Here is a 17,747-nt window from a genome sequence, read left to right as displayed (position 1 = left end):
CCGCGAGCGTCGTCCGCGCCCCGCCGTGCCCGAGCTATCGCCAGCGTTTCCGCATCGGCGATGCCATACACCGTCTCTTCACTGCGCTGCGCCGTATTTCGCCAGCAGTGCCCGAGCTATCGCCAGCGTTTCCGCATCGGCGATGCCTCGATAATCTCGCGCACGGAAGTGCATCTGAAACGCCGCGATCAGCTTACGCTGCATTGGCGGGGTATTCGCTGAATTGACGTCATAACCATAGCGCTGCAGCGCATCCAACAGTTCGGCCTGATCGATGGGCGCATCAGCCGCATTCCCGTGGAGATAACGCTGCACGGTAGCGCGATCGGGCCATGCGCCCAGCCCCTGCTCCGCCAACTGCTGCCACGGGAACAACGGGCCAGGATCCTGTTTCCGCTGCGGCGCGATATCGCTGTGCCCCACCAGATTTTCAGGTGTGATGGCATAACGCTGCGTAATATCCTTCACCAGCGCCACCAGCACGCTGATTTGCGCAGGCGTAAAAGGCTGCCACTCCACGCCGGTTAATGTCCGCGTGTAGCCACGATTGACGATCTCAATCCCAATCGACGTGTCATTGATACGGGTCGCACCGCGCCAGAAACTCGGCCCGGCATGCCACGCCAGTTCGCGCTCCGGCACCAGTTGCCAGATGACGCCCTGGCCGCCTTTTTGCGCCGGCTGCTGCGGGATCAAATAGTGGGCACTGACTTCACGATCGGTGAGCGTGGCCAGCGAGGATGGCAGATCTTCGGCGGTATAATGGATCACCACCACTTTAATGCGAGGCCGCGCGCCCTGCGCCGGATGCGCGGTATCGACCCAGTAGCCGTTGCGCGGCTCAACAGACGACTGACAGGCACTCAGTAAAAACGCCAGCGCCAACAGAACAGCAAAACGCATTAGCGAATAATCACTGCGGTACCGGTCACACTGACCATCAGCATGCTGCTGTCTTTGCCAACGGTTTCATAATCGATATCAATGCCCACGACCGCATTCGCACCCAGTGCCTTTGCCTGCTCTTCCAGCTCTTCAAACGCGATCTGTCGCGCTTTGCGCAGCTCTTTTTCATAAGCACCGGAACGACCACCGACGATATCGCGAATCCCGGCAAAGAAGTCACGGAAAATGTTGGCCCCGAGAATCGCTTCACCGGTAACCACACCGCAATATTCAGTGATGCTGTGCCCTTCTAAGGTGGGCGTGGTGGAAAATTTCATTTTTCTCTCCTGAGGTGAACAGCTCGTACGGCGTAAAAGCAAGACTATACTCTATGCTAAAAATGACGCTTTGCCAGTGAACAATAAGGAAATCGAGATGAGAAACAATGCCTTTGCGCTGCTTGTTCCCGCTGCGTTACTGCTCAGTGCCTGTACCACCGTTGAACCGGTGATCAAGGATAACGGACCGCGCACTGCCAGCTGTGCCGACGGTGGCCCAGATAGCGTCGCGCAGCAGTTTTACGATTTGCGCATCAGCCAGCCCGGTCAGGGTCTGCCCGATAGCACCACGCTGGCAAAATATCGCCCTTACCTGAGCGATCGCCTGTATCAAAAACTGCTGAGCGCCAGCACGCAGAGCAATAAACCTGCCTCCTGGAGCCAGGCCGATCTGTTCTCCAGCCTCGCACAGGGTCCCACATCCGCCGATGTTGCCAGCGCCTCAACCATTCCTAATCGCGATGCACGTAACATCCCACTGCGAGTCGATTTGAGCCGTGATGGCAAAAGCTGGCATGACGAGGTATTGATGATTCACGAAGGAACCTGCTGGGCGGTGGATGATATTCGTTACGTCGGTGACTGGCCGCACGCAGGCGGCGGATCGCTCAGCCAGCTGCTGGAAGAGAAGAAATAGCTGTTCAATTTAACAGCACTCAGTTCTAAACATAAGCGCGCCGCATCTTTGCGGCGTTTTTTGTTAATTTTTCATCAATAAATTGCAGCCAGCGAGCCCTTCCCGGCGTTGACCTGCGCGATATTGTGCTACGCTTTTGGGACTTCACTGCTGTTTAATAAATTTTAACCCACCACAATTGCATAACTATTCTGGTGACGTTAAGATTCGCGGCACTAATTACTATTCATTTTTTGCGCATGAGTATTCAACTAAACGCCATAAACTGTTTTTACGGTGCCCATCAGGCACTGTTCGATATCAACCTGGCTTGTCCGCAGGGAGAGACGCTGGTGTTGCTCGGGCCGAGTGGCGCGGGTAAAAGTTCGCTCCTGCGCGTCCTCAATCTGCTGGAGCAGCCGCGTTCCGGCAGCCTGCAGATTGCCGGGAATCACTTCGACTTCAGCAAAGCGCCGTCAGACAGCGCGATCCGTGAACTGCGCCAAAACGTGGGCATGGTGTTCCAGCAATACAATCTGTGGCCACACCTCAGCGTGGTGCAGAATCTGATTGAAGCGCCGTGCCGCGTGCTCGGTCTCAGCAAAGACGCCGCACGCGCGCGCGCTGACAAACTGCTGGAGCGTCTGCGTCTGACCCCCTTTGCCGATCGTTTTCCATTGCATCTTTCTGGTGGCCAGCAACAACGTGTGGCGATTGCCCGAGCGTTGATGATGGAGCCGCAGGTGCTGTTGTTCGACGAACCCACCGCCGCGCTCGACCCTGAAATCACCGCGCAAATCGTCAGCATCATTCGTGAGCTGGCGCAAACGCAGATCACCCAGGTGATTGTGACCCACGAAGTCGAGGTGGCGCGCAAAACCGCCAGCCGCGTGGTGTACATGGAGAACGGCCATATCGTTGAGCAAGGCGATGCCAGCCACTTTACACAGCCGCAAACCGAAGCGTTTGCACATTATCTTTCGCACTAAGTCAGGATGCATCTAATGAAAAAAGTCGTACTTGCTGCACTGCTTGCCGGTCTGAGCCTGAGCGCTTCTGCTGCGCAAACCCTGCGTTTTGCCACCGAAGCTTCATATCCTCCATTTGAATTTGTGGATTCTGACAACAAAATTCAGGGCTTCGATGTCGATCTGGCCAATGCGCTGTGTAAAGAGATTGATGCGACCTGTACCTTCACCAACCAGGCATTTGACAGCCTGATCCCCAGCCTGAAGTTCCGTCGTTTTGACGCCGTGATGGCGGGTATGGATATCACCCCAGAGCGTGAAAAGCAGGTGCTGTTCTCCAAGCCTTACTACGATAATTCCGCGATCTTTATTGCCCAGAAAGGCAAGCTGGCGAATGTGGATGCGCTGAAAGGTAAACGCGTTGGCGTTCAGAACGGCACCACGCACCAGAAATACCTGTCTGATAAACACAACGACATCACGGTTGTGCCTTATGACAGCTACCAGAACGCGGTTCTGGACCTGAAAAATGGCCGCATTGATGCGGTATTTGGTGATACCGCCGTGGTGAACGAATGGCTGAAACAGAACGCCAACCTCGCACCGTTGGGTGAGAAAGTGACCGATAAAGATTACTTCGGTACCGGTCTGGGTATCGCGGTCCGTCAGGGTAATACTGAGCTGCAGGGCAAATTCAACACCGCTCTGGAGAAGATCAAAGCTGACGGCACTTACAAAACCATCTACAACAAATGGTTCCAGCAGTAATCTCTGATGAATGAAATGATTCCACTCGCAAGCGCCGCCGGCATGACCGTCGGCCTTGCTGTTTGTGCACTGATCGCCGGCCTTGTGCTGGCGATGATTTTTGCTGGCTGGGAAACCGTCCGCTGGAAACCGCTGGCGTGGATCGGTACCGGGCTGGTGACACTGATCCGTGGCCTGCCGGAAATTCTGGTGGTGCTGTTTGTCTACTTTGGTGCCTCACAGCTGCTACTGACCTTATCCGATGGCTTCCATATCAATCTGGGCTTGTTTAGCATTCCCGTGCAGGTTCAGATTGAAAACTTCGACGTCAGCCCTTTCCTGTGCGGCGTCATTGCCCTGGCAATGCTTTACTCGGCCTACGCCTCCCAAACGCTGCGTGGCGCGCTGAAAGCAGTGCCTGTCGGCCAATGGGAATCTGGCCAGGCGTTGGGTATGAAGAAATCGGCGATTTTTTTCCGCCTGATCATGCCACAAATGTGGCGTCATGCGCTGCCGGGCCTGGGCAATCAGTGGTTGGTGTTACTGAAAGATACTGCGCTGGTGTCGCTAATTAGCGTGAATGACATCATGCTGCAAACCAAAAGCATTGCCACACGCACCCAGGAACCCTTTACCTGGTATCTGGTGGCTGCGGCCGTCTACCTGATCATCACGCTGCTCAGTCAGGCGATACTGCGCCGTATTGAATCACGCACCACACGTTTCGAGCGGGGGGCCTGACGCATGCTGGATTACTTACCCGAACTCCTGAAAGGGCTGCACACCAGCCTGACCTTAACCATCGCGTCACTGATTGCCGCGCTGGTGCTATCGCTGCTGTGTACCATCGTGCTCTCACTGAAAGTCCCGGTGCTGAACTGGCTGGTGAAAGGCTACATCACGGTGTTCACCGGCACGCCGCTGCTAGTGCAAATCTTCCTGATATATTACGGTCCCGGCCAGTTTCCCAGCATTCAGAACGTGCCGTGGTTATGGCATCTGCTATCACAGCCCTGGCTGTGCGCGCTGATTGCACTGTCGCTCAACAGTGCAGCCTATACCACTCAGCTATTTTACGGTGCAGTACGTGCCATCCCCTCCGGACAGTGGCAATCCTGCGCTGCGCTGGGGATGAACCGTAAAGACACGCTGCGTATTCTGCTGCCGTATGCGTTTAAACGCGCCCTCTCCTCTTACTCTAACGAAGTCGTTTTAGTCTTTAAGAGCACTTCACTGGCGTACACCATTACGCTGATGGAAGTGATGGGCCATGGGCAATTGCTGTATGGCCGCACTTATGACATCACGGTGTATGCTGCTGCCGGGCTGATCTATCTGGTGGTCAACGGTTTGCTCACGCTGATGATGCGTTTAATCGAAAAGCGCGCATTGGTATTCGAACACCGTAATTGAGTGTTGTAGTGGCGCGAAGTATCGCGTTTGTCTGAGGTGAAAGTGCTGCGGACAAACGCGACATATCTCGCGCTGCTACGTCCCAATAACGCATGTAATTTTTTAATCATATTATTTGCATATAAATTCATTTACTGGCATCGTGTAACCCGTTCTATCTCTGGCATGGTTTACAGGAGTCACATAATGAAAAAATGGATTGTTGCTGCGGCGCTGGCAACACTGGCAACGAATGCTTATGCGGTGGAAAAAATCCGCTTCGCCTCTTCTGCGACCTATCCCCCGTTTGAATCCCTCGACCACGACAACCAAATCGTTGGCTTTGATATCGATCTGGCTAAAGCGTTATGCCAGCAAATGAAAGCGGATTGCACCTTCACCAATAACGCGTTTGACAGTCTGATCCCTTCGCTGAAGTTCCGTCGTTACGATGCGGTTATCTCGGGTATGGATATTACCGCCGAGCGCAGCAAACAGGTCGATTTCACTCAGCCTTACTACGCAAACTCCGCGATTGTGATTGCACATAAAGACCAGTACACCGACTTAAGTCAGCTGAAAGGTAAGCGTGTCGGCGTTGAAAATGGCACCACGCATCAGAAATACCTGCTGGAGAAACATCCTGAAGTGATCGCCGTGGCCTATGACAGCTATCAGAATGCGATTCTCGATCTGAAAAATGGTCGCCTGAACGGCGTATTTGGCGATAGTGCGGTGGTCAATCAGTGGCTAAAAGCCAATGAAGACCTCAGCCCAGTAGGTGAACATATCACCGATACCGAATACTTCGGCACCGGCTTAGGCATTGCGGTGCGTAAAGGCAATGCAGCGCTGTTAAAAGAGATGAATGACGCGTTGGTGGCGTTGAAAGCCGATGGCACCTGGCAGCAAATCAACCAGAAGTGGTTCCCGGAATAAGCATTATGGAGCCTCGTGGCATGCCACCTGACAGGTTCTGCACGTCCTCCGTTCAGGCGGTGGCTACGTGGCTCCACCCTTCTTAATCAGTAATGTCAGCACTTCAAAATGTGCGGTGTGCGGGAACATATCAAATAGCTGGACGCGGCTCACCGCGTAATCGGCCAGACGTGCAATATCCTGCGCCATCGTGCTGGGATTGCAGCTCGAATAGAGAATGTAGTCTGGCGCCATTTCACTGAGATAAGCACACAGCTCAGCCCCAATCCCGCGACGCGGCGGATTGACCAGCACCAACTGTGGCACCTGCTCACGCGATGTGGCGAACTGGGTCGAATCCAGCGCGGCGAAACTCACCTTATCGAGTCCTAACTGTTCAGCCGACTGCTGCGCACAGGCAATGGCTTCCGCACTGATCTCTATACCGGTCAGCTGCATCTCGGGCGTGGCACAGTGCAAGCCGAAACCGCCCACGCCGCAGAACAGATCCCACATGCTGGACACCGGCAGCTCCGCGACCCAATCACGCGCCGTGGCATACAAATCGGCGGCGACCTGCGGGTTAGTCTGGAAGAAACTCTGCGGGCGAATATACAGCGGCACCTGATTGAAACACTCCGCCAGCGCTTGATCCGGCGTCAAAGCAATCTCTTCTTCCCCTTCCAGAATCGCCATATGCACCGGCTGGATGTTGGCGGAGATCACTTTCAGCTGCGGTAACTGCTGCTGCAGCCAGGGTAAGGCCGCGCGCAACTGCTCCAGCTTGCTGGTAGAACGCAGCACAAACCGCAGCATCATGCCACCTTGCGAACTCTCGGTCAGCAGCAGGAATTTCAGTTCACCGCGTTTGCGCGCCACGTTGTAGGGCGTTAATCCGGCGCGGGCAATAAAGGGTTTCAGCACATCGAATACCGGCGCAAAGCGGGCGGGATAGAGCGGGCAATCGCACAGATCAACCGGTTCGCCATCACGCGCCACCATGCCAAAAATTGGCCGTTCGACGCTGCCGCTCACCACCATTTTGGCTTTATTACGAAAACCCTGCAGCGCGGAGGTCACCGGCGGTAAATACTCAGCCACCGCGGTCTGCGACAGTAACTGCTCGAGCAGCGACTGCTTCTCGCTGAGCTGCTGCGGATAGGGTTTCTCCAGCCACTGGCACGAACGACAGCGACCGGCATCATAAAGCGCGCAATGCATGGAAAGGCCTGTATTCAGAATCGGGAGAAAAATCGGGGGCAGATTGTATCACCGGGCGCGGAAAAATGCGCGACTGCTGGGCGGCACAAACAACAGCAGTAACACCAGCGCATCCGGTACTTTCTGCATCAGCGTGTGGTGGATGATCTGTGCATTAGTTTCACCGGGAATACTGAAGATTTCCGGGTAGATCCATCCAACGGACGCCATCAGCATATAACCGAGCACGATAATTTGCGCCATCACATAACCCCATCGTCCGCGATTGCTACCGCGCAAAAGGGTAAAGGCACAGCGTAGTTCAAACAGAAAGATTAGCTGACTGGCGATAAAAATCAGCGTGGAATCCCATGCCTGTGCACTGCGGTGGACAAAGTTAGCCATTTCGTCGTAACCCAGTTCATTGGCTAGCATCAGCACGCTGAGACAGCGCGTGGCAATAATGGCGATCCCCGCCACCATCACCGGTGCAGGCGTAGAATTTGCCATCGCATTTTTGAGGGTTTCCGACATGGTTTGACTCCGTAACCATAAAAAAACGGGCCATTAAATCGGCCCGTTATTATATTGGCAAATGTTACGGCTTTCAGCCACGTTTAGCTTTCTGAATATCGCGTAAACGTTGTTTTTCTTCGTGCGCCATAAAGCGCCAGGCGATGAAACCGACCAGGCCGACGACAAACAAAATCAATGAGGCTAACGCATTGATCTCTGGATTGACGCCGCGTCGCACGGTAGCAAAGATCGCCATCGGCAGCGTGGTGGCGCCCGGCCCGGTGACGAAGCTGGCAATCACCAGATCATCCAGTGACAGCGTAAAGGCCAGCAGCCAACCGGTGACAATTGCCGGAGCAATCATTGGCACGGTAATCACGAAGAACACTTTGAGCGGCGTTGCCCCGAGATCCATCGCCGCCTCTTCAATGGAACGATCCAGCTCGCGCAGACGGGAGTTGATCACCACTGACACATAAGCGGTACAGAAAGTGACGTGCGCCAGCCAGATGGTGAGCATGCCGCGATCGCTTGGCCAGCCAAAGGTGTTGCCCATTGCTACAAACAGCAGCAGCAGTGACAACCCGGTGATCACATCCGGCATGACCAAGGGTGCGGTGAGCATAAATGCAAAACCGCTATGCCCACGGAAACGACCGAAACGCACGATGATCACCGCCGCCATGGTACCCAACACCACCGCCATGGTGGCCGAGAGCGCGGCGATGGTCAGGCTGAGGCCAACGGCATCCAGCATCGCATCGTCCTGGAACAGCACTTTGTACCAGTGGAATGAGAAGCTCTCCCATACGGTGACCAACTGCGAGCTGTTGAAGGAGTAAACCACCAGCAGCAGCATCGGCGCGTACAGGAACAGGAAGCATGCGGCCAAAATCGCCGTACGCCATGGAGAGCGAATGGTCGGTAACTGATTCATTCCTTCTCTCCTAACTCACGATTTTGATGCTTGTGGAACCAGATGATCGGCAGAATCAAAATCAACAGAATGATCACCGCTAGCGCCGAAGCCACCGGCCAGTCACGGTTATTAAAGAACTCCTGCCATAGAATACGGCCAATCATGATGCTGTCCGGCCCTCCCAGCAGTTCTGGGATCACGTACTCCCCTACCGCCGGAATAAACACCAGCATCGAACCGGCGATAATCCCGCCTTTGGTCAGCGGCACAATCACGCTAAAGAAGGTTTTAAGCGGACGCGCGCCCAGATCCAGTGAGGCCTCGACCAGCGAGTAGTCGATACGGGTTAGTGCGGTATAGATCGGCAACACCATAAACGGCAGATAGCAGTAAACAATGCCGATATACACCGCGGTATTGGTGTAAAGAATCACCAGCGGGTGATCGATAACCCCCAGCCACATCAGGAAGCGGTTAAGAATGCCGTTGTTGTTCAGCAAGCCCATCCACGCGTACACGCGCACCAGGAACGAGGTCCAGGAGGGCAAGATCACCAGCAACAGCAGGATGGTGCGCATTGAAGGTTTGCTGTGCGCTACCGCCCACGCCAGCGGATATCCGATCAGTAGACAGATTACGGTAGAAATCGCCGCCACCTTGAGCGAGGTCAGATAGGCTTCGGCATACAGCGGATCATCCGTCAACGTGATGTAGTTACCGAGATTCAGCACCAGATTGAGCTGGTCATCAGCCCAGGTCACCAGATCGGTGTAAGGCGGAATGGCACGCGCAATATCGGCGAAACTGATCTTCAGCACGATCAGGAACGGCAGCAGAAACAGCAGGATCAGCCAAAGATAAGGCAAGGCGATCACCAGCTTGCGACCATGCAGCATTTTAATACGCGTGCCCCAGCGCTGCAGCGGTGTACCCACCATTTCCGGCTCGCTGCGTTGAGAAATCTGGCTCATTACGCCTCCTTAAACCGTCAGAACCACACAGCTGTCGGCGTCCCAGCACAGGCGAACTTCATCACCCCATGTTGGCGCACCTTTGCGGTAGCGATGTGCATTCTGCAGCTGCGCGCTGATCATCTGACCGCTGCGCAGGCGAACATGATAAATCGACAGGTCACCGAGATAGGCAATATGCACCACTTCGCCGACGGCAAAGTTGCAGCCATCCGCCGGCACCTCTTCGCACAGCATCACTTTTTCCGGACGTAAAGCGACATGCACCGGCACGTTATCGATGATAGAGACATCGGTCTGCACTTTAAGCGGATGTACGAGGCCCGGCGCATCAATGACCACGCCCTCTTCCGTGCGCTCACGCAGCAGGCCATCAAACACGTTAACTGAACCGATAAATTCGGCACTGTAACGGCTGGTAGGATGCTCGTAGATCTCCTCCGGCTCACCAATCTGCACAAATTTTCCACGGTTCATGATGGCAATACGACCGGCCATAGTCATGGCTTCTTCCTGGTCGTGCGTTACCATCACGCAGGTCGCGCCGACGCGCTCCAGAATATCCACCACTTCATGCTGCATGCGGTCGCGCAGTTTCTTATCCAGCGCGCCCATCGGCTCATCCAGCAGCAGCAGTTTGGGGCGTTTCGCCAGGCTACGCGCCAGCGCCACGCGCTGACGCTGACCGCCGGAAAGCTGATGCGGTTTACGCTTAGCAAATTCCTGCATATGCACCAGCGTCAGCATTTCGGCCACGCGGCTGCTGATTTCGCCTTTCGGCAATTTATCCTGCTTCAATCCAAAGGCAATGTTCTGCTCCACCGTCATGTGCGGGAACAGCGCGTAGGACTGGAACATCATATTGATCGGGCGCTGATAAGGCGGAACGTGCGACAGGTCTTGCCCATCCAGCACAATCTGCCCGCTGGTCGGTGGTTCAAAGCCCGCCAGCATGCGCAGCAAGGTCGATTTACCACAGCCGGAAGCACCCAGCAGGGCAAAAATCTCGCCTTTATAAATGGTCAGGCTGACATCATCCACGGCGTGCTGGCCGTCAAAAGATTTGGTCAGGTTGCGAATTTCCAGCAGCGGCGTTAACGCCTTAGCCGTTTTATTTGGGGGGCGGGGAATCGCGTCGTTCACTAACATTTCTCCGGCGCTAAGCGGTGTAGCGCGGCACAGCCAGCCGCTAAAATGGCACAACAGAGGCCATCACCGCGCCTCTGTTGTCGTCTACAGGTAACGAATCCGTTTAGAACGAATTACTTACCACTTTTTACTTTAGTCCATGCACGGGTGCGCGCACGATCCAGTTTCGGATCCTGGACTTTGAGCACAAACAGCTTGGCCATCGCATCCGGCGTTGGGAAGATGCCCGGATTGTTGCGCACATCGGCATTGATCAATGGCAGTGACGCCTTGTTGCCGTTGGCGTAGTTCATCTTGTTAGAGACATCCGCGATCACTTTTGGATCCATGATGTAGTTCAGCCACTGATAGGCTGCGTCGAGGTTTTTCGCGTCTTTCGGAATCGCCATCATATCGAAGAAGGCCAGAGCGCCCTCTTTCGGCACGCTGTAACCCAGGTGCACGCCGTTGTTGGCTTTGACTGCACGATCTTTCGCCTGCAGGATATCGCCAGACCAACCGATCGCCACACAGATGTTGCCATTCGCCAGGTCATTAATGTACTGAGACGAGTGGAAGTAGCGGATATTAGGACGCAGCTTCAGCAGCAGATCGGTCGCGGCACCGGTGTAATCTTTGGCGTCTGAACTGTTCGGATCTTTGCCGAGGTAGTTCAGCACGGTGGCGAAGATCTCTTCCGGCGCATCGAGGAAGGAAACACCACAGCTTTTCAGTTTTTCCAGGTTTTCAGGCTTCAGCACCAAATCCCAGCTGTTGACGGGCGCATCAGTACCCAGCGCGGCTTTTACCTTGTCGATGTTATAGCCGATACCGGTGGTACCCCACAGATACGGAATCGCATATTTGTTACCCGGATCGTGCTGCGCGACTTTCGCCATCAAATCAGGATCGAGGTTTTTATAGTTTGGCAGCTTGCTCTTATCCAGCTCCTGGAAAACGCCGGACTGTAGCTGGCGAGCAAGGAAGCTGGAAGATGGCACCACAACGTCGTAGCCGGTAGAACCCGCCATCAGCTTACCTTCCAACACTTCGTTGGAATCGAACACGTCGTAGACCACTTTGATACCGGTCTGCTTTTCAAAATTCGGCACGGTGTCGGCCGAAATATAATCGGACCAGTTATAGACGTGCAGCGTTTTATCTTCTGCCTGAGCACCAGCGGCCGCAGCCATCAGCACACCAGCAACCACACCTGGCAACCATTTTTTACGTTGGTTGAACATGTTTTCCATCCTCCTGAGGGGGTCATCACAACGCTGCATACACGCGATCCGGACGTTGCGTTTTCTGTTTAATCACAGACACACAATGAATCAATATTCAGCGGGAGTTTAATAGCAAAAACCTATACCTGTGCTGAGGTTGCATGTCTCAAGCAGCCCCGCAAGAATAGCCCCCCTGCTTCAGGCGTGCCAGATCCCAGCGTAAAAAACGCCTTTTTGCGATATTTTATGCATGTTTCTGCTATGGGGTTTGGCACTAGCGGCATAAAGCACGACTAATATCTGGCAATAAAGGGCAAAATGCAGAATAAAAAGTGGTAGGGCTAAAATGAAAACTGCCGCAAAAAGCGGCAGTTAGCGAGGCGGGGAACTCAGTGCAGCATCGCGTGGCTGCTGGAGCTGGGTTGGCGCTCCTCTTCTTCGCCCATCATCAGCAAATTATTGGCAAAGGCTTCCATAATCACCATGGAAACGCCCTCTTCACTTTGCTTCATAAAGTGCGAGAACTGACCAAACGTCAATCCGGCAGTGGTACTGATCGACTGGCAGACAATCAGCTTGGGCAGATTGTCATCCTGGATATCGATAAAGGCCTTTACCGTAAGCGAACTGGCATTGATCTGCGATAAATCGCCGACCAAAGGAATCAATGCTGTGGGTTTCACTTCCGCGAGGGCCGAGAAGAGGATGACGTTGTCCACCAGGTCGATTTTTGCATCAAACACCCCGTCAAAATTCTGCATGTGCGGCAGGTGCAGTGCCTGGCAGGCATCGCATTCGAACCAGGTGATATTTTGTTGATCCAGCCAGCGACGCAGGATGTCGATGTCAGGAACGACCAGTGAATCCATCGTTATGTCCTGTGGGGTGAAGAAATAAGCGCCTTAGCTTACGGAAAAAGTCTAACTGATGCCACGAAAACCACGTAAAAGCGCGCCTAGCCCCCGGTTTTAAGACGATAGCCGGGGCAAGCATGCGCTTCTACCCAATGAATCATCATGGAAGCGATGTCGAGGCCGGTGGTGCCTTCGATGCCCTCAAGCCCTGGCGAGGCATTCACCTCCATCACCAGTGGACCGCGATTGGCGCGTAAAATATCCACCCCTGCGATTTCCAGCCCGAGCGTGGATGCGGCTTTCACGGCGATTTCGCGCTCTTTTTCGGTGATGGTCACAGCGTGCGCTTTACCGCCACGATGAAGATTTGAGCGGAAATCCCCCTCTTTCGCTTCACGCTCAATCGACGCCACCACTTCATTGCCGATCACCAGGCAGCGAATATCTCGCCCCTGTGCCTCTTTGATAAACTCTTGCACCAGAATGTGGGCGTTAAGGCCACGAAAGGCATCAATCACGCTCTCAGCCGCCTGGCGCGTTTCCGCCAGCACCACGCCAATCCCCTGCGTGCCCTCGACCAGTTTCACCACCAGCGGCGCACCACCGACCATGGCGATCACATCCTGGGTATCATCAGGCGAAGAGGCGAACCCGGTGATCGGCATATCAATGCCTTCGCGCGCCAGCAGCTGCAGCGATCGCAGTTTGTCACGCGCCCGGGTGATGGCCACCGATTCATTCAGCGGATAGCTGCCCAACATCTCGAACTGGCGCAGCACCGCCGTGCCGTAAAAGGTGGTCGCTGTGCCAATACGCGGGATAACGGCATCAAAGTGGCCCAGCGGTTCGCCACGATAATGCACCGCGGGCGAATCGGAGTTGATGTTCATATAGCAGGAGAGCGGATCGATCATCTGCACCTGATGGCCACGCTCTTCCGCGGCGTCGCGCAGGCGCTTACACGAGTACAGCGTTCCATCACGCGTGAGAATGGCCATCTTCATTGCAGAATTCCTTGTGCTTAGCGCGTTGCCCAGCCCTGTTGATGCAGATAATCCAGCATAAACGGACGCGTTTCTTTGATGATCAGGCGTTGAATCAGTTCGCTCCAGGTTTCCGAACGCTGGTTGCTGTCACGCTGCTGGTAATAAGCCGTGATTTGGTTATCGTACTGGTCCAGCACGCTTTTATCGACAGGTTGATAACGATTTTCATGCACCAGCATCGCCGCTGGCATACGCGGTTTCACGTCTGGGACAGAGGCTGGATGGCCGATACAGAAGCCAAACAGTGGCAGCACAAATTTCGGCAGTTCCAGCAAATCGGTGACTTGCGCGATGCTATTACGTATGCCACCAATAAACACACCACCCAGCCCCAGCGATTCCGCCGCGACCATGGCGTTTTGTGCCATTAATGCGGTATCGACACAACCCAACAGCAGTTGCTCGGCGCGTCCGAGATGCGCATCCGGGCAAATCTGCTGATGACGATTAAAGTCGGCACAAAACACCCAAAACTCAGCGGCGGCACTCACCCATGGCTGCCCGCCGGTGAGTTGCACCAGCTGATCACGCTTTTCCTGGTCGGTAATGCGAATAATCGAGGAGCATTGTAAAAAACTGGAGGTCGAGGCCGCTTGTGCTGCAGCAATGATCGCGCTGCGCTGAGCATCATCAATGCCCTGCTCGGTAAAGGCGCGAATGGAACGGTGGCTGCACAGTAAATCGATGGTCGGCGTCATAATCCTCTCCGGTTACTTCTTTTTGTGGTTGTGATTGAACAACTGCGGTGCCATCGCTTGCGCGGTACGCCACATCATCAGCCAGGCGGCAGGCAGCATCAGCGCAATGCCAAGGAAAAAAAGCAGCGTCGCCAGCGACTTCTGCGCCATAAAATCAGGTGCCGCAATCCAGTTATTAACCAGTAATAGCGCACCAATCACCGCGAGCACGCCAAGCACTTCCAGCAGCAAAACCGGTTTCGGCAACGTGGCCAGATTACGCATGGGCGATTTCCTCAGTTGCTCAATAGGTCAGTCGCATTTTAGACCCGAATAATTCGCTCTGCAGCAAGGCATGGCTATCACCAGCAGCTTAACTGAAGCCAAACGCGTCTGCGGAGTGAAGTATGATGGACATAGATTGCGGTCATTAGAGTAACAGGCATTTTCTTCTTTGCTTAAGCAGGATGGGCGGGCATGATGTTAGCCATTATTCACGCTGTAATGTGAAACTGGTCACAAAACAGCAGCGGAAGGAGAGAAGCAATGATTGCAGTGATTTTTGGCCGTTCAAGCTGCCCATACTGCGTACGTGCGAAAGAGTTAGCCACCAAGCTGACCAGCGAGCGCGATGATTTCAACTATCAGTACGTCGATATTCAGGCGACCGGCATCACCAAGGCCGACCTGGAAGCACGTGCCGGCAAACCGGTGACCACCGTGCCGCAGATTTTCCTTGATGACCAGCACATCGGTGGTTACACCGAATTTGCGGCATGGACCAAAGAAAATCTGGGTGTTGAAGCCTAAGCAAACGGGCCTGCGGGCCCGTTTTTGATCGTGCTATTCGGCACGCATCGCCAGCATAATCCTCATCAGGCGGACCAGTAACGCCCCGCATCCAGCCCAAAACAGCGCACTTAAACTCCATGCAACAATCAGCAGCCAACTGTGCATCTGCGTGACGGTGAGCCACATCCAGGCCATACCCAAAAGCGTGCCCACCACGGCGACCCACAATGTACTGACCAGGGGACTATCCGGCTGCAACAGCGCCATTAACATGCCCGGCAATAAAAACAGCAATAATTCAGGCTGTCCCCGCATCGCTTGTTCCGCGGCAACGGCCCAAAAATGGTGTGCAAAAATAAACACCAGCGTATAAAGCATCATACCCAGAACCGATGCTGGCCAGCGATTATTGCGCTGCAACATAACCATCCTCAACTTTGTTGTTAACAATATTGAAACGTTTACTGCCCTGATGCGCACAAGTGGAAATAAAAAGAAACAGCCGCTGGCAGAAGGATTAAAAACTGCTGATAGCTGAGGAAGTTATTTATGATTAGAATGACGCCGTTTTAAATAATGGTCTGCACCTTCCTGGCGGCAAGGACATTCACAGCTGCCACAAGATAGCGAAAAAAGGCCCTTTCATCAACTTGTTACAGGTAAAGAAGAAGTTAAACCGTGAACATTAACGTCGCAGAATTGTTAAGCGGAAATGACGTTCTGTTATTATTTGTCGTCTTAGCCCTGGGGCTGTGCTTAGGCAAATTACGTCTCGGCTCGGTACAGCTAGGAAATTCCATTGGTGTCCTCGTTGTTTCATTGATTTTAGGTCAGCAGCACTTTGCGATAAATACCGACGCACTCAGTCTCGGCTTTATGTTGTTTATTTTTTGTGTCGGTGTTGAAGCCGGACCTAACTTTTTCTCGATCTTTTTCCGCGACGGTAAAAACTACTTCCTTCTTGCCATTGTTATGGTGGTCAGCGCCCTGCTCGTTGCGTTGGGACTCGGCAAAGTGTTCGGCTGGGATATCGGCCTGACGGCGGGCATGCTGGCCGGTTCCATGACCTCCACGCCGGTGCTGGTGGGCGCGGGTGACACGCTGCGACAAAGCATCAGTGACAACCATCAGCTCAGCATGATGCAGGATAACCTCAGCCTCGGTTACGCCCTCACCTATTTGATTGGTCTGGTCAGCCTGATCTTTGGCGCGCGCTATCTGCCTCGTCTGCAACATCAGGACTTACCGACCTGTGCACAGCAGATTGCGCGAGAGCGCGGTCTGGATGCCGACAGCCAGCGTAAAGTGTTCTTACCGGTGATCCGCGCCTATCGCGTTGGCCCGGAACTGGTGGAATGGAGCGGCGGTAAAAACCTGCGCGAGCTGGGCATTCATCGCCAGACCGGCTGCTACATTGAACGCCTGCGTCGTAACGGTATTCTCGCCAGTCCGGATGGGGATGCGATGCTACAACTCGGCGATGAAATCTCACTGGTGGGCTATCCCGACGCGCATGCACGCCTCGATGCCAGCTTCCGTAACGGCAAAGAGGTGTTCGACCGCGATTTGCTCGACATGCGCATCGTCACCGAAGAGATTGTAGTGAAGAACCACAATGCGGTGAATAAACGCCTGAGCCATCTGAAACTCACCGATCACGGCTGTTTCCTTAACCGGGTGATTCGTAGTCAGATTGAGATGCCGATTGATGACAGCATCATGCTGAACAAAGGCGATGTATTGCAGGTGAGCGGTGAAGCGCGCCGTGTGAAAAGCCTGGCGGATCGTATCGGCTTTATCGCGATTCACAGTCAGATGACCGATCTGCTGGCCTTCTGCGCCTTCTTTATCATTGGGTTGATGATCGGCATGATCACCTTCCTGTTCAGCAACTTCAGCTTTGGCATCGGTAACGCCGCCGGTTTGCTGTTCGCAGGTATCATGCTCGGCTTCCTGCGCGCCAACCATCCGACCTTTGGCTACATTCCGCAAGGGGCGCTGACCATGGTGAAAGAGTTCGGTTTGATGGTGTTTATGGCGGGTGTCGGCCTAAGCGCTGGCAGCGGCCTGCAACATGGCCTTGGCAGCGCGGGCGCCTTGATGTTGCTCAGCGGTCTGCTGGTGAGTCTGATCCCGGTGGTGATTTGCTATCTGTTTGGTGCCTACGTGCTGCGTATGAACCGCGCGCTGCTGTTTGGTGCCATCATGGGCGCTCGCACCTGTGCCCCGGCCATGGAGATTATCAGCGATACCGCACGCAGTAGCATTCCGGCACTCGGCTATGCAGGAACTTATGCGATTGCTAACGTTTTGCTGACGCTCGCCGGCACGCTTATTGTGATAATTTGGCCGCTTTTGCCTTTTTAAAAATATTTTTACTGCGTTCAGAACTTTCTATTTGGGCCGCAGTCTGAATAAGTGCCACTGCTTTTCTTTGAAATCCCCAAATTGTGGAGCCCGCCGGTCACTGACTTGCGGGTTTTTTTATGCCTGCAATTCCTGCCGCTTAAGGTTCTCCTAAGCGTAAATTGCGACCCTGCCACTCTGGTTTCGC

21 protein-coding genes are annotated in these 17,747 nt (G+C 54.1%); 8 read left to right on the top strand and 13 right to left on the bottom strand.

Annotated features, from left to right (window positions below; all coding sequences use genetic code 11):
• Nucleotides 1-78: 78 nt before the first annotated feature.
• Entirely contained in the window at nt 79-903 is an 825-nt protein-coding gene (locus tag H7A81_RS00875) for an N-acetylmuramoyl-L-alanine amidase (RefSeq protein ID WP_182056440.1), read from the bottom strand.
• The gene (locus H7A81_RS00870) at nt 903-1,223 is read right to left on the bottom strand and encodes a heavy metal-binding domain-containing protein (protein WP_100702561.1); all 321 of its coding nucleotides are present in this window, start codon (nt 1,221-1,223) and stop codon (nt 903-905) included. Before H7A81_RS00870 ends, H7A81_RS00875 begins: the two co-directional genes overlap by 1 nt.
• A 97-nt stretch (nt 1,224-1,320) precedes the next feature.
• Here H7A81_RS00870 and H7A81_RS00865 point away from each other — a divergent pair, with 97 nt between their 5' ends.
• From H7A81_RS00865 to H7A81_RS00840, 6 genes are all read left to right on the top strand, one after another.
• Nucleotides 1,321-1,860 (top strand): lipoprotein, encoded by a 540-nt coding sequence (locus H7A81_RS00865; RefSeq protein ID WP_166936481.1) that lies wholly within the window; start codon nt 1,321-1,323, stop codon nt 1,858-1,860.
• Nucleotides 1,861-2,099: 239 nt separating this feature from the next.
• Entirely contained in the window at nt 2,100-2,828 is a 729-nt protein-coding gene (gene artP, locus H7A81_RS00860; protein ID WP_058961797.1) for an arginine ABC transporter ATP-binding protein ArtP, read from the top strand.
• Between the two features lie 15 nt (nt 2,829-2,843).
• Complete coding sequence (gene artJ / locus H7A81_RS00855) at nt 2,844-3,575, top strand: arginine ABC transporter substrate-binding protein (RefSeq protein ID WP_034820697.1); 732 nt, start codon at nt 2,844-2,846, stop codon at nt 3,573-3,575.
• A 6-nt stretch (nt 3,576-3,581) separates the two neighbouring features.
• Nucleotides 3,582-4,295: an arginine ABC transporter permease ArtQ gene (gene artQ / locus H7A81_RS00850; RefSeq protein ID WP_182056438.1), complete on the top strand. Its 714-nt coding sequence runs from the start codon at nt 3,582-3,584 to the stop codon at nt 4,293-4,295.
• Nucleotides 4,296-4,298: 3 nt separating this feature from the next.
• Nucleotides 4,299-4,967 carry an arginine ABC transporter permease ArtM gene (gene artM / locus H7A81_RS00845; RefSeq protein WP_182056436.1) on the top strand — a complete coding sequence of 223 codons (669 nt, stop codon included), beginning with the start codon at nt 4,299-4,301 and terminating at the stop codon, nt 4,965-4,967.
• Nucleotides 4,968-5,153: 186 nt separating this feature from the next.
• Nucleotides 5,154-5,885, top strand: a complete 732-nt coding sequence (locus H7A81_RS00840; RefSeq protein ID WP_182056434.1) for an arginine ABC transporter substrate-binding protein — start codon at nt 5,154-5,156, stop codon at nt 5,883-5,885.
• Between the two features lie 63 nt (nt 5,886-5,948).
• Here H7A81_RS00840 and rlmC read toward each other — a convergent pair whose 3' ends face one another.
• From rlmC to H7A81_RS00790, 10 genes are all read right to left on the bottom strand, one after another.
• The gene (rlmC, locus tag H7A81_RS00835) at nt 5,949-7,085 is read right to left on the bottom strand and encodes a 23S rRNA (uracil(747)-C(5))-methyltransferase RlmC (RefSeq protein ID WP_182056432.1); all 1,137 of its coding nucleotides are present in this window, start codon (nt 7,083-7,085) and stop codon (nt 5,949-5,951) included.
• Between the two features lie 48 nt (nt 7,086-7,133).
• Nucleotides 7,134-7,598 (bottom strand): YbjO family protein, encoded by a 465-nt coding sequence (locus H7A81_RS00830; protein ID WP_182056430.1) that lies wholly within the window; start codon nt 7,596-7,598, stop codon nt 7,134-7,136.
• Between the two features lie 73 nt (nt 7,599-7,671).
• The gene (potI, locus tag H7A81_RS00825; RefSeq protein ID WP_034820710.1) at nt 7,672-8,517 is read right to left on the bottom strand and encodes a putrescine ABC transporter permease PotI; all 846 of its coding nucleotides are present in this window, start codon (nt 8,515-8,517) and stop codon (nt 7,672-7,674) included.
• Entirely contained in the window at nt 8,514-9,470 is a 957-nt protein-coding gene (gene potH, locus H7A81_RS00820; protein ID WP_160868934.1) for a putrescine ABC transporter permease PotH, read from the bottom strand. Before potH ends, potI begins: the two co-directional genes overlap by 4 nt.
• A gap of 9 nt (nt 9,471-9,479) precedes the next feature.
• Nucleotides 9,480-10,613 carry a putrescine ABC transporter ATP-binding subunit PotG gene (gene potG, locus H7A81_RS00815; protein WP_156102820.1) on the bottom strand — a complete coding sequence of 378 codons (1,134 nt, stop codon included), beginning with the start codon at nt 10,611-10,613 and terminating at the stop codon, nt 9,480-9,482.
• A gap of 119 nt (nt 10,614-10,732) precedes the next feature.
• Nucleotides 10,733-11,842, bottom strand: a complete 1,110-nt coding sequence (potF, locus tag H7A81_RS00810; protein ID WP_166936484.1) for a spermidine/putrescine ABC transporter substrate-binding protein PotF — start codon at nt 11,840-11,842, stop codon at nt 10,733-10,735.
• A 371-nt stretch (nt 11,843-12,213) separates the two neighbouring features.
• On the bottom strand, nt 12,214-12,693 hold the full coding sequence (locus H7A81_RS00805; RefSeq protein WP_038647881.1) for a YbjN domain-containing protein: 480 nt from the start codon (nt 12,691-12,693) through the stop codon (nt 12,214-12,216).
• Between the two features lie 86 nt (nt 12,694-12,779).
• On the bottom strand, nt 12,780-13,682 hold the full coding sequence (gene rimK, locus H7A81_RS00800; protein ID WP_038647884.1) for a 30S ribosomal protein S6--L-glutamate ligase: 903 nt from the start codon (nt 13,680-13,682) through the stop codon (nt 12,780-12,782).
• A 17-nt stretch (nt 13,683-13,699) separates the two neighbouring features.
• A complete protein-coding gene (nfsA, locus tag H7A81_RS00795; RefSeq protein ID WP_182056429.1) occupies nt 13,700-14,422 on the bottom strand; it encodes an oxygen-insensitive NADPH nitroreductase in 723 nt (240 codons plus the stop codon).
• Between the two features lie 12 nt (nt 14,423-14,434).
• Nucleotides 14,435-14,686, bottom strand: a complete 252-nt coding sequence (locus H7A81_RS00790; protein ID WP_097119351.1) for a DUF1418 family protein — start codon at nt 14,684-14,686, stop codon at nt 14,435-14,437.
• 261 nt (nt 14,687-14,947) lie between these two features.
• Between H7A81_RS00790 and H7A81_RS00785 the strand changes: the two genes are divergently transcribed.
• On the top strand, nt 14,948-15,211 hold the full coding sequence (locus tag H7A81_RS00785; RefSeq protein ID WP_034820748.1) for a GrxA family glutaredoxin: 264 nt from the start codon (nt 14,948-14,950) through the stop codon (nt 15,209-15,211).
• Between the two features lie 33 nt (nt 15,212-15,244).
• Here the strand turns inward: H7A81_RS00785 and ybjM are convergent, their stop codons facing one another.
• A complete protein-coding gene (gene ybjM / locus H7A81_RS00780) occupies nt 15,245-15,616 on the bottom strand; it encodes an inner membrane protein YbjM (protein ID WP_166933205.1) in 372 nt (123 codons plus the stop codon).
• A gap of 255 nt (nt 15,617-15,871) precedes the next feature.
• Between ybjM and H7A81_RS00775 the strand changes: the two genes are divergently transcribed.
• Nucleotides 15,872-17,560: an aspartate:alanine antiporter gene (locus H7A81_RS00775; RefSeq protein ID WP_182056427.1), complete on the top strand. Its 1,689-nt coding sequence runs from the start codon at nt 15,872-15,874 to the stop codon at nt 17,558-17,560.
• Nucleotides 17,561-17,747: the final 187 nt, after the last annotated feature.

This window comes from Pantoea sp. ME81, assembly GCF_903970985.1.
Classification (GTDB): Bacteria; Pseudomonadota; Gammaproteobacteria; order Enterobacterales; family Enterobacteriaceae; genus Pantoea; species Pantoea communis.
This window is presented reverse-complemented; position numbering and strand designations above follow the sequence as displayed.

Excerpts from the sequence above, each read along its gene's own strand:
- H7A81_RS00875 (WP_182056440.1), bottom strand. The coding sequence starts at position 903 with ATGCGTTTTGCTGTTCTGTTGGCGCTGGCGTTTTTACTGAGTGCCTGT.
- H7A81_RS00870 (WP_100702561.1), bottom strand. The coding sequence starts at position 1,223 with ATGAAATTTTCCACCACGCCCACCTTAGAAGGGCACAGCATCACTGAA.
- H7A81_RS00865 (WP_166936481.1), top strand. The coding sequence starts at position 1,321 with ATGAGAAACAATGCCTTTGCGCTGCTTGTTCCCGCTGCGTTACTGCTC.
- artP (WP_058961797.1), top strand. The coding sequence starts at position 2,100 with ATGAGTATTCAACTAAACGCCATAAACTGTTTTTACGGTGCCCATCAG.
- artJ (WP_034820697.1), top strand. The coding sequence starts at position 2,844 with ATGAAAAAAGTCGTACTTGCTGCACTGCTTGCCGGTCTGAGCCTGAGC.
- artQ (WP_182056438.1), top strand. The coding sequence starts at position 3,582 with ATGAATGAAATGATTCCACTCGCAAGCGCCGCCGGCATGACCGTCGGC.
- artM (WP_182056436.1), top strand. The coding sequence starts at position 4,299 with ATGCTGGATTACTTACCCGAACTCCTGAAAGGGCTGCACACCAGCCTG.
- H7A81_RS00840 (WP_182056434.1), top strand. The coding sequence starts at position 5,154 with ATGAAAAAATGGATTGTTGCTGCGGCGCTGGCAACACTGGCAACGAAT.
- rlmC (WP_182056432.1), bottom strand. The coding sequence starts at position 7,085 with ATGCATTGCGCGCTTTATGATGCCGGTCGCTGTCGTTCGTGCCAGTGG.
- H7A81_RS00830 (WP_182056430.1), bottom strand. The coding sequence starts at position 7,598 with ATGTCGGAAACCCTCAAAAATGCGATGGCAAATTCTACGCCTGCACCG.
- potI (WP_034820710.1), bottom strand. The coding sequence starts at position 8,517 with ATGAATCAGTTACCGACCATTCGCTCTCCATGGCGTACGGCGATTTTG.
- potH (WP_160868934.1), bottom strand. The coding sequence starts at position 9,470 with ATGAGCCAGATTTCTCAACGCAGCGAGCCGGAAATGGTGGGTACACCG.
- potF (WP_166936484.1), bottom strand. The coding sequence starts at position 11,842 with ATGTTCAACCAACGTAAAAAATGGTTGCCAGGTGTGGTTGCTGGTGTG.
- H7A81_RS00805 (WP_038647881.1), bottom strand. The coding sequence starts at position 12,693 with ATGGATTCACTGGTCGTTCCTGACATCGACATCCTGCGTCGCTGGCTG.
- rimK (WP_038647884.1), bottom strand. The coding sequence starts at position 13,682 with ATGAAGATGGCCATTCTCACGCGTGATGGAACGCTGTACTCGTGTAAG.
- nfsA (WP_182056429.1), bottom strand. The coding sequence starts at position 14,422 with ATGACGCCGACCATCGATTTACTGTGCAGCCACCGTTCCATTCGCGCC.
- H7A81_RS00790 (WP_097119351.1), bottom strand. The coding sequence starts at position 14,686 with ATGCGTAATCTGGCCACGTTGCCGAAACCGGTTTTGCTGCTGGAAGTG.
- H7A81_RS00785 (WP_034820748.1), top strand. The coding sequence starts at position 14,948 with ATGATTGCAGTGATTTTTGGCCGTTCAAGCTGCCCATACTGCGTACGT.
- ybjM (WP_166933205.1), bottom strand. The coding sequence starts at position 15,616 with ATGTTGCAGCGCAATAATCGCTGGCCAGCATCGGTTCTGGGTATGATG.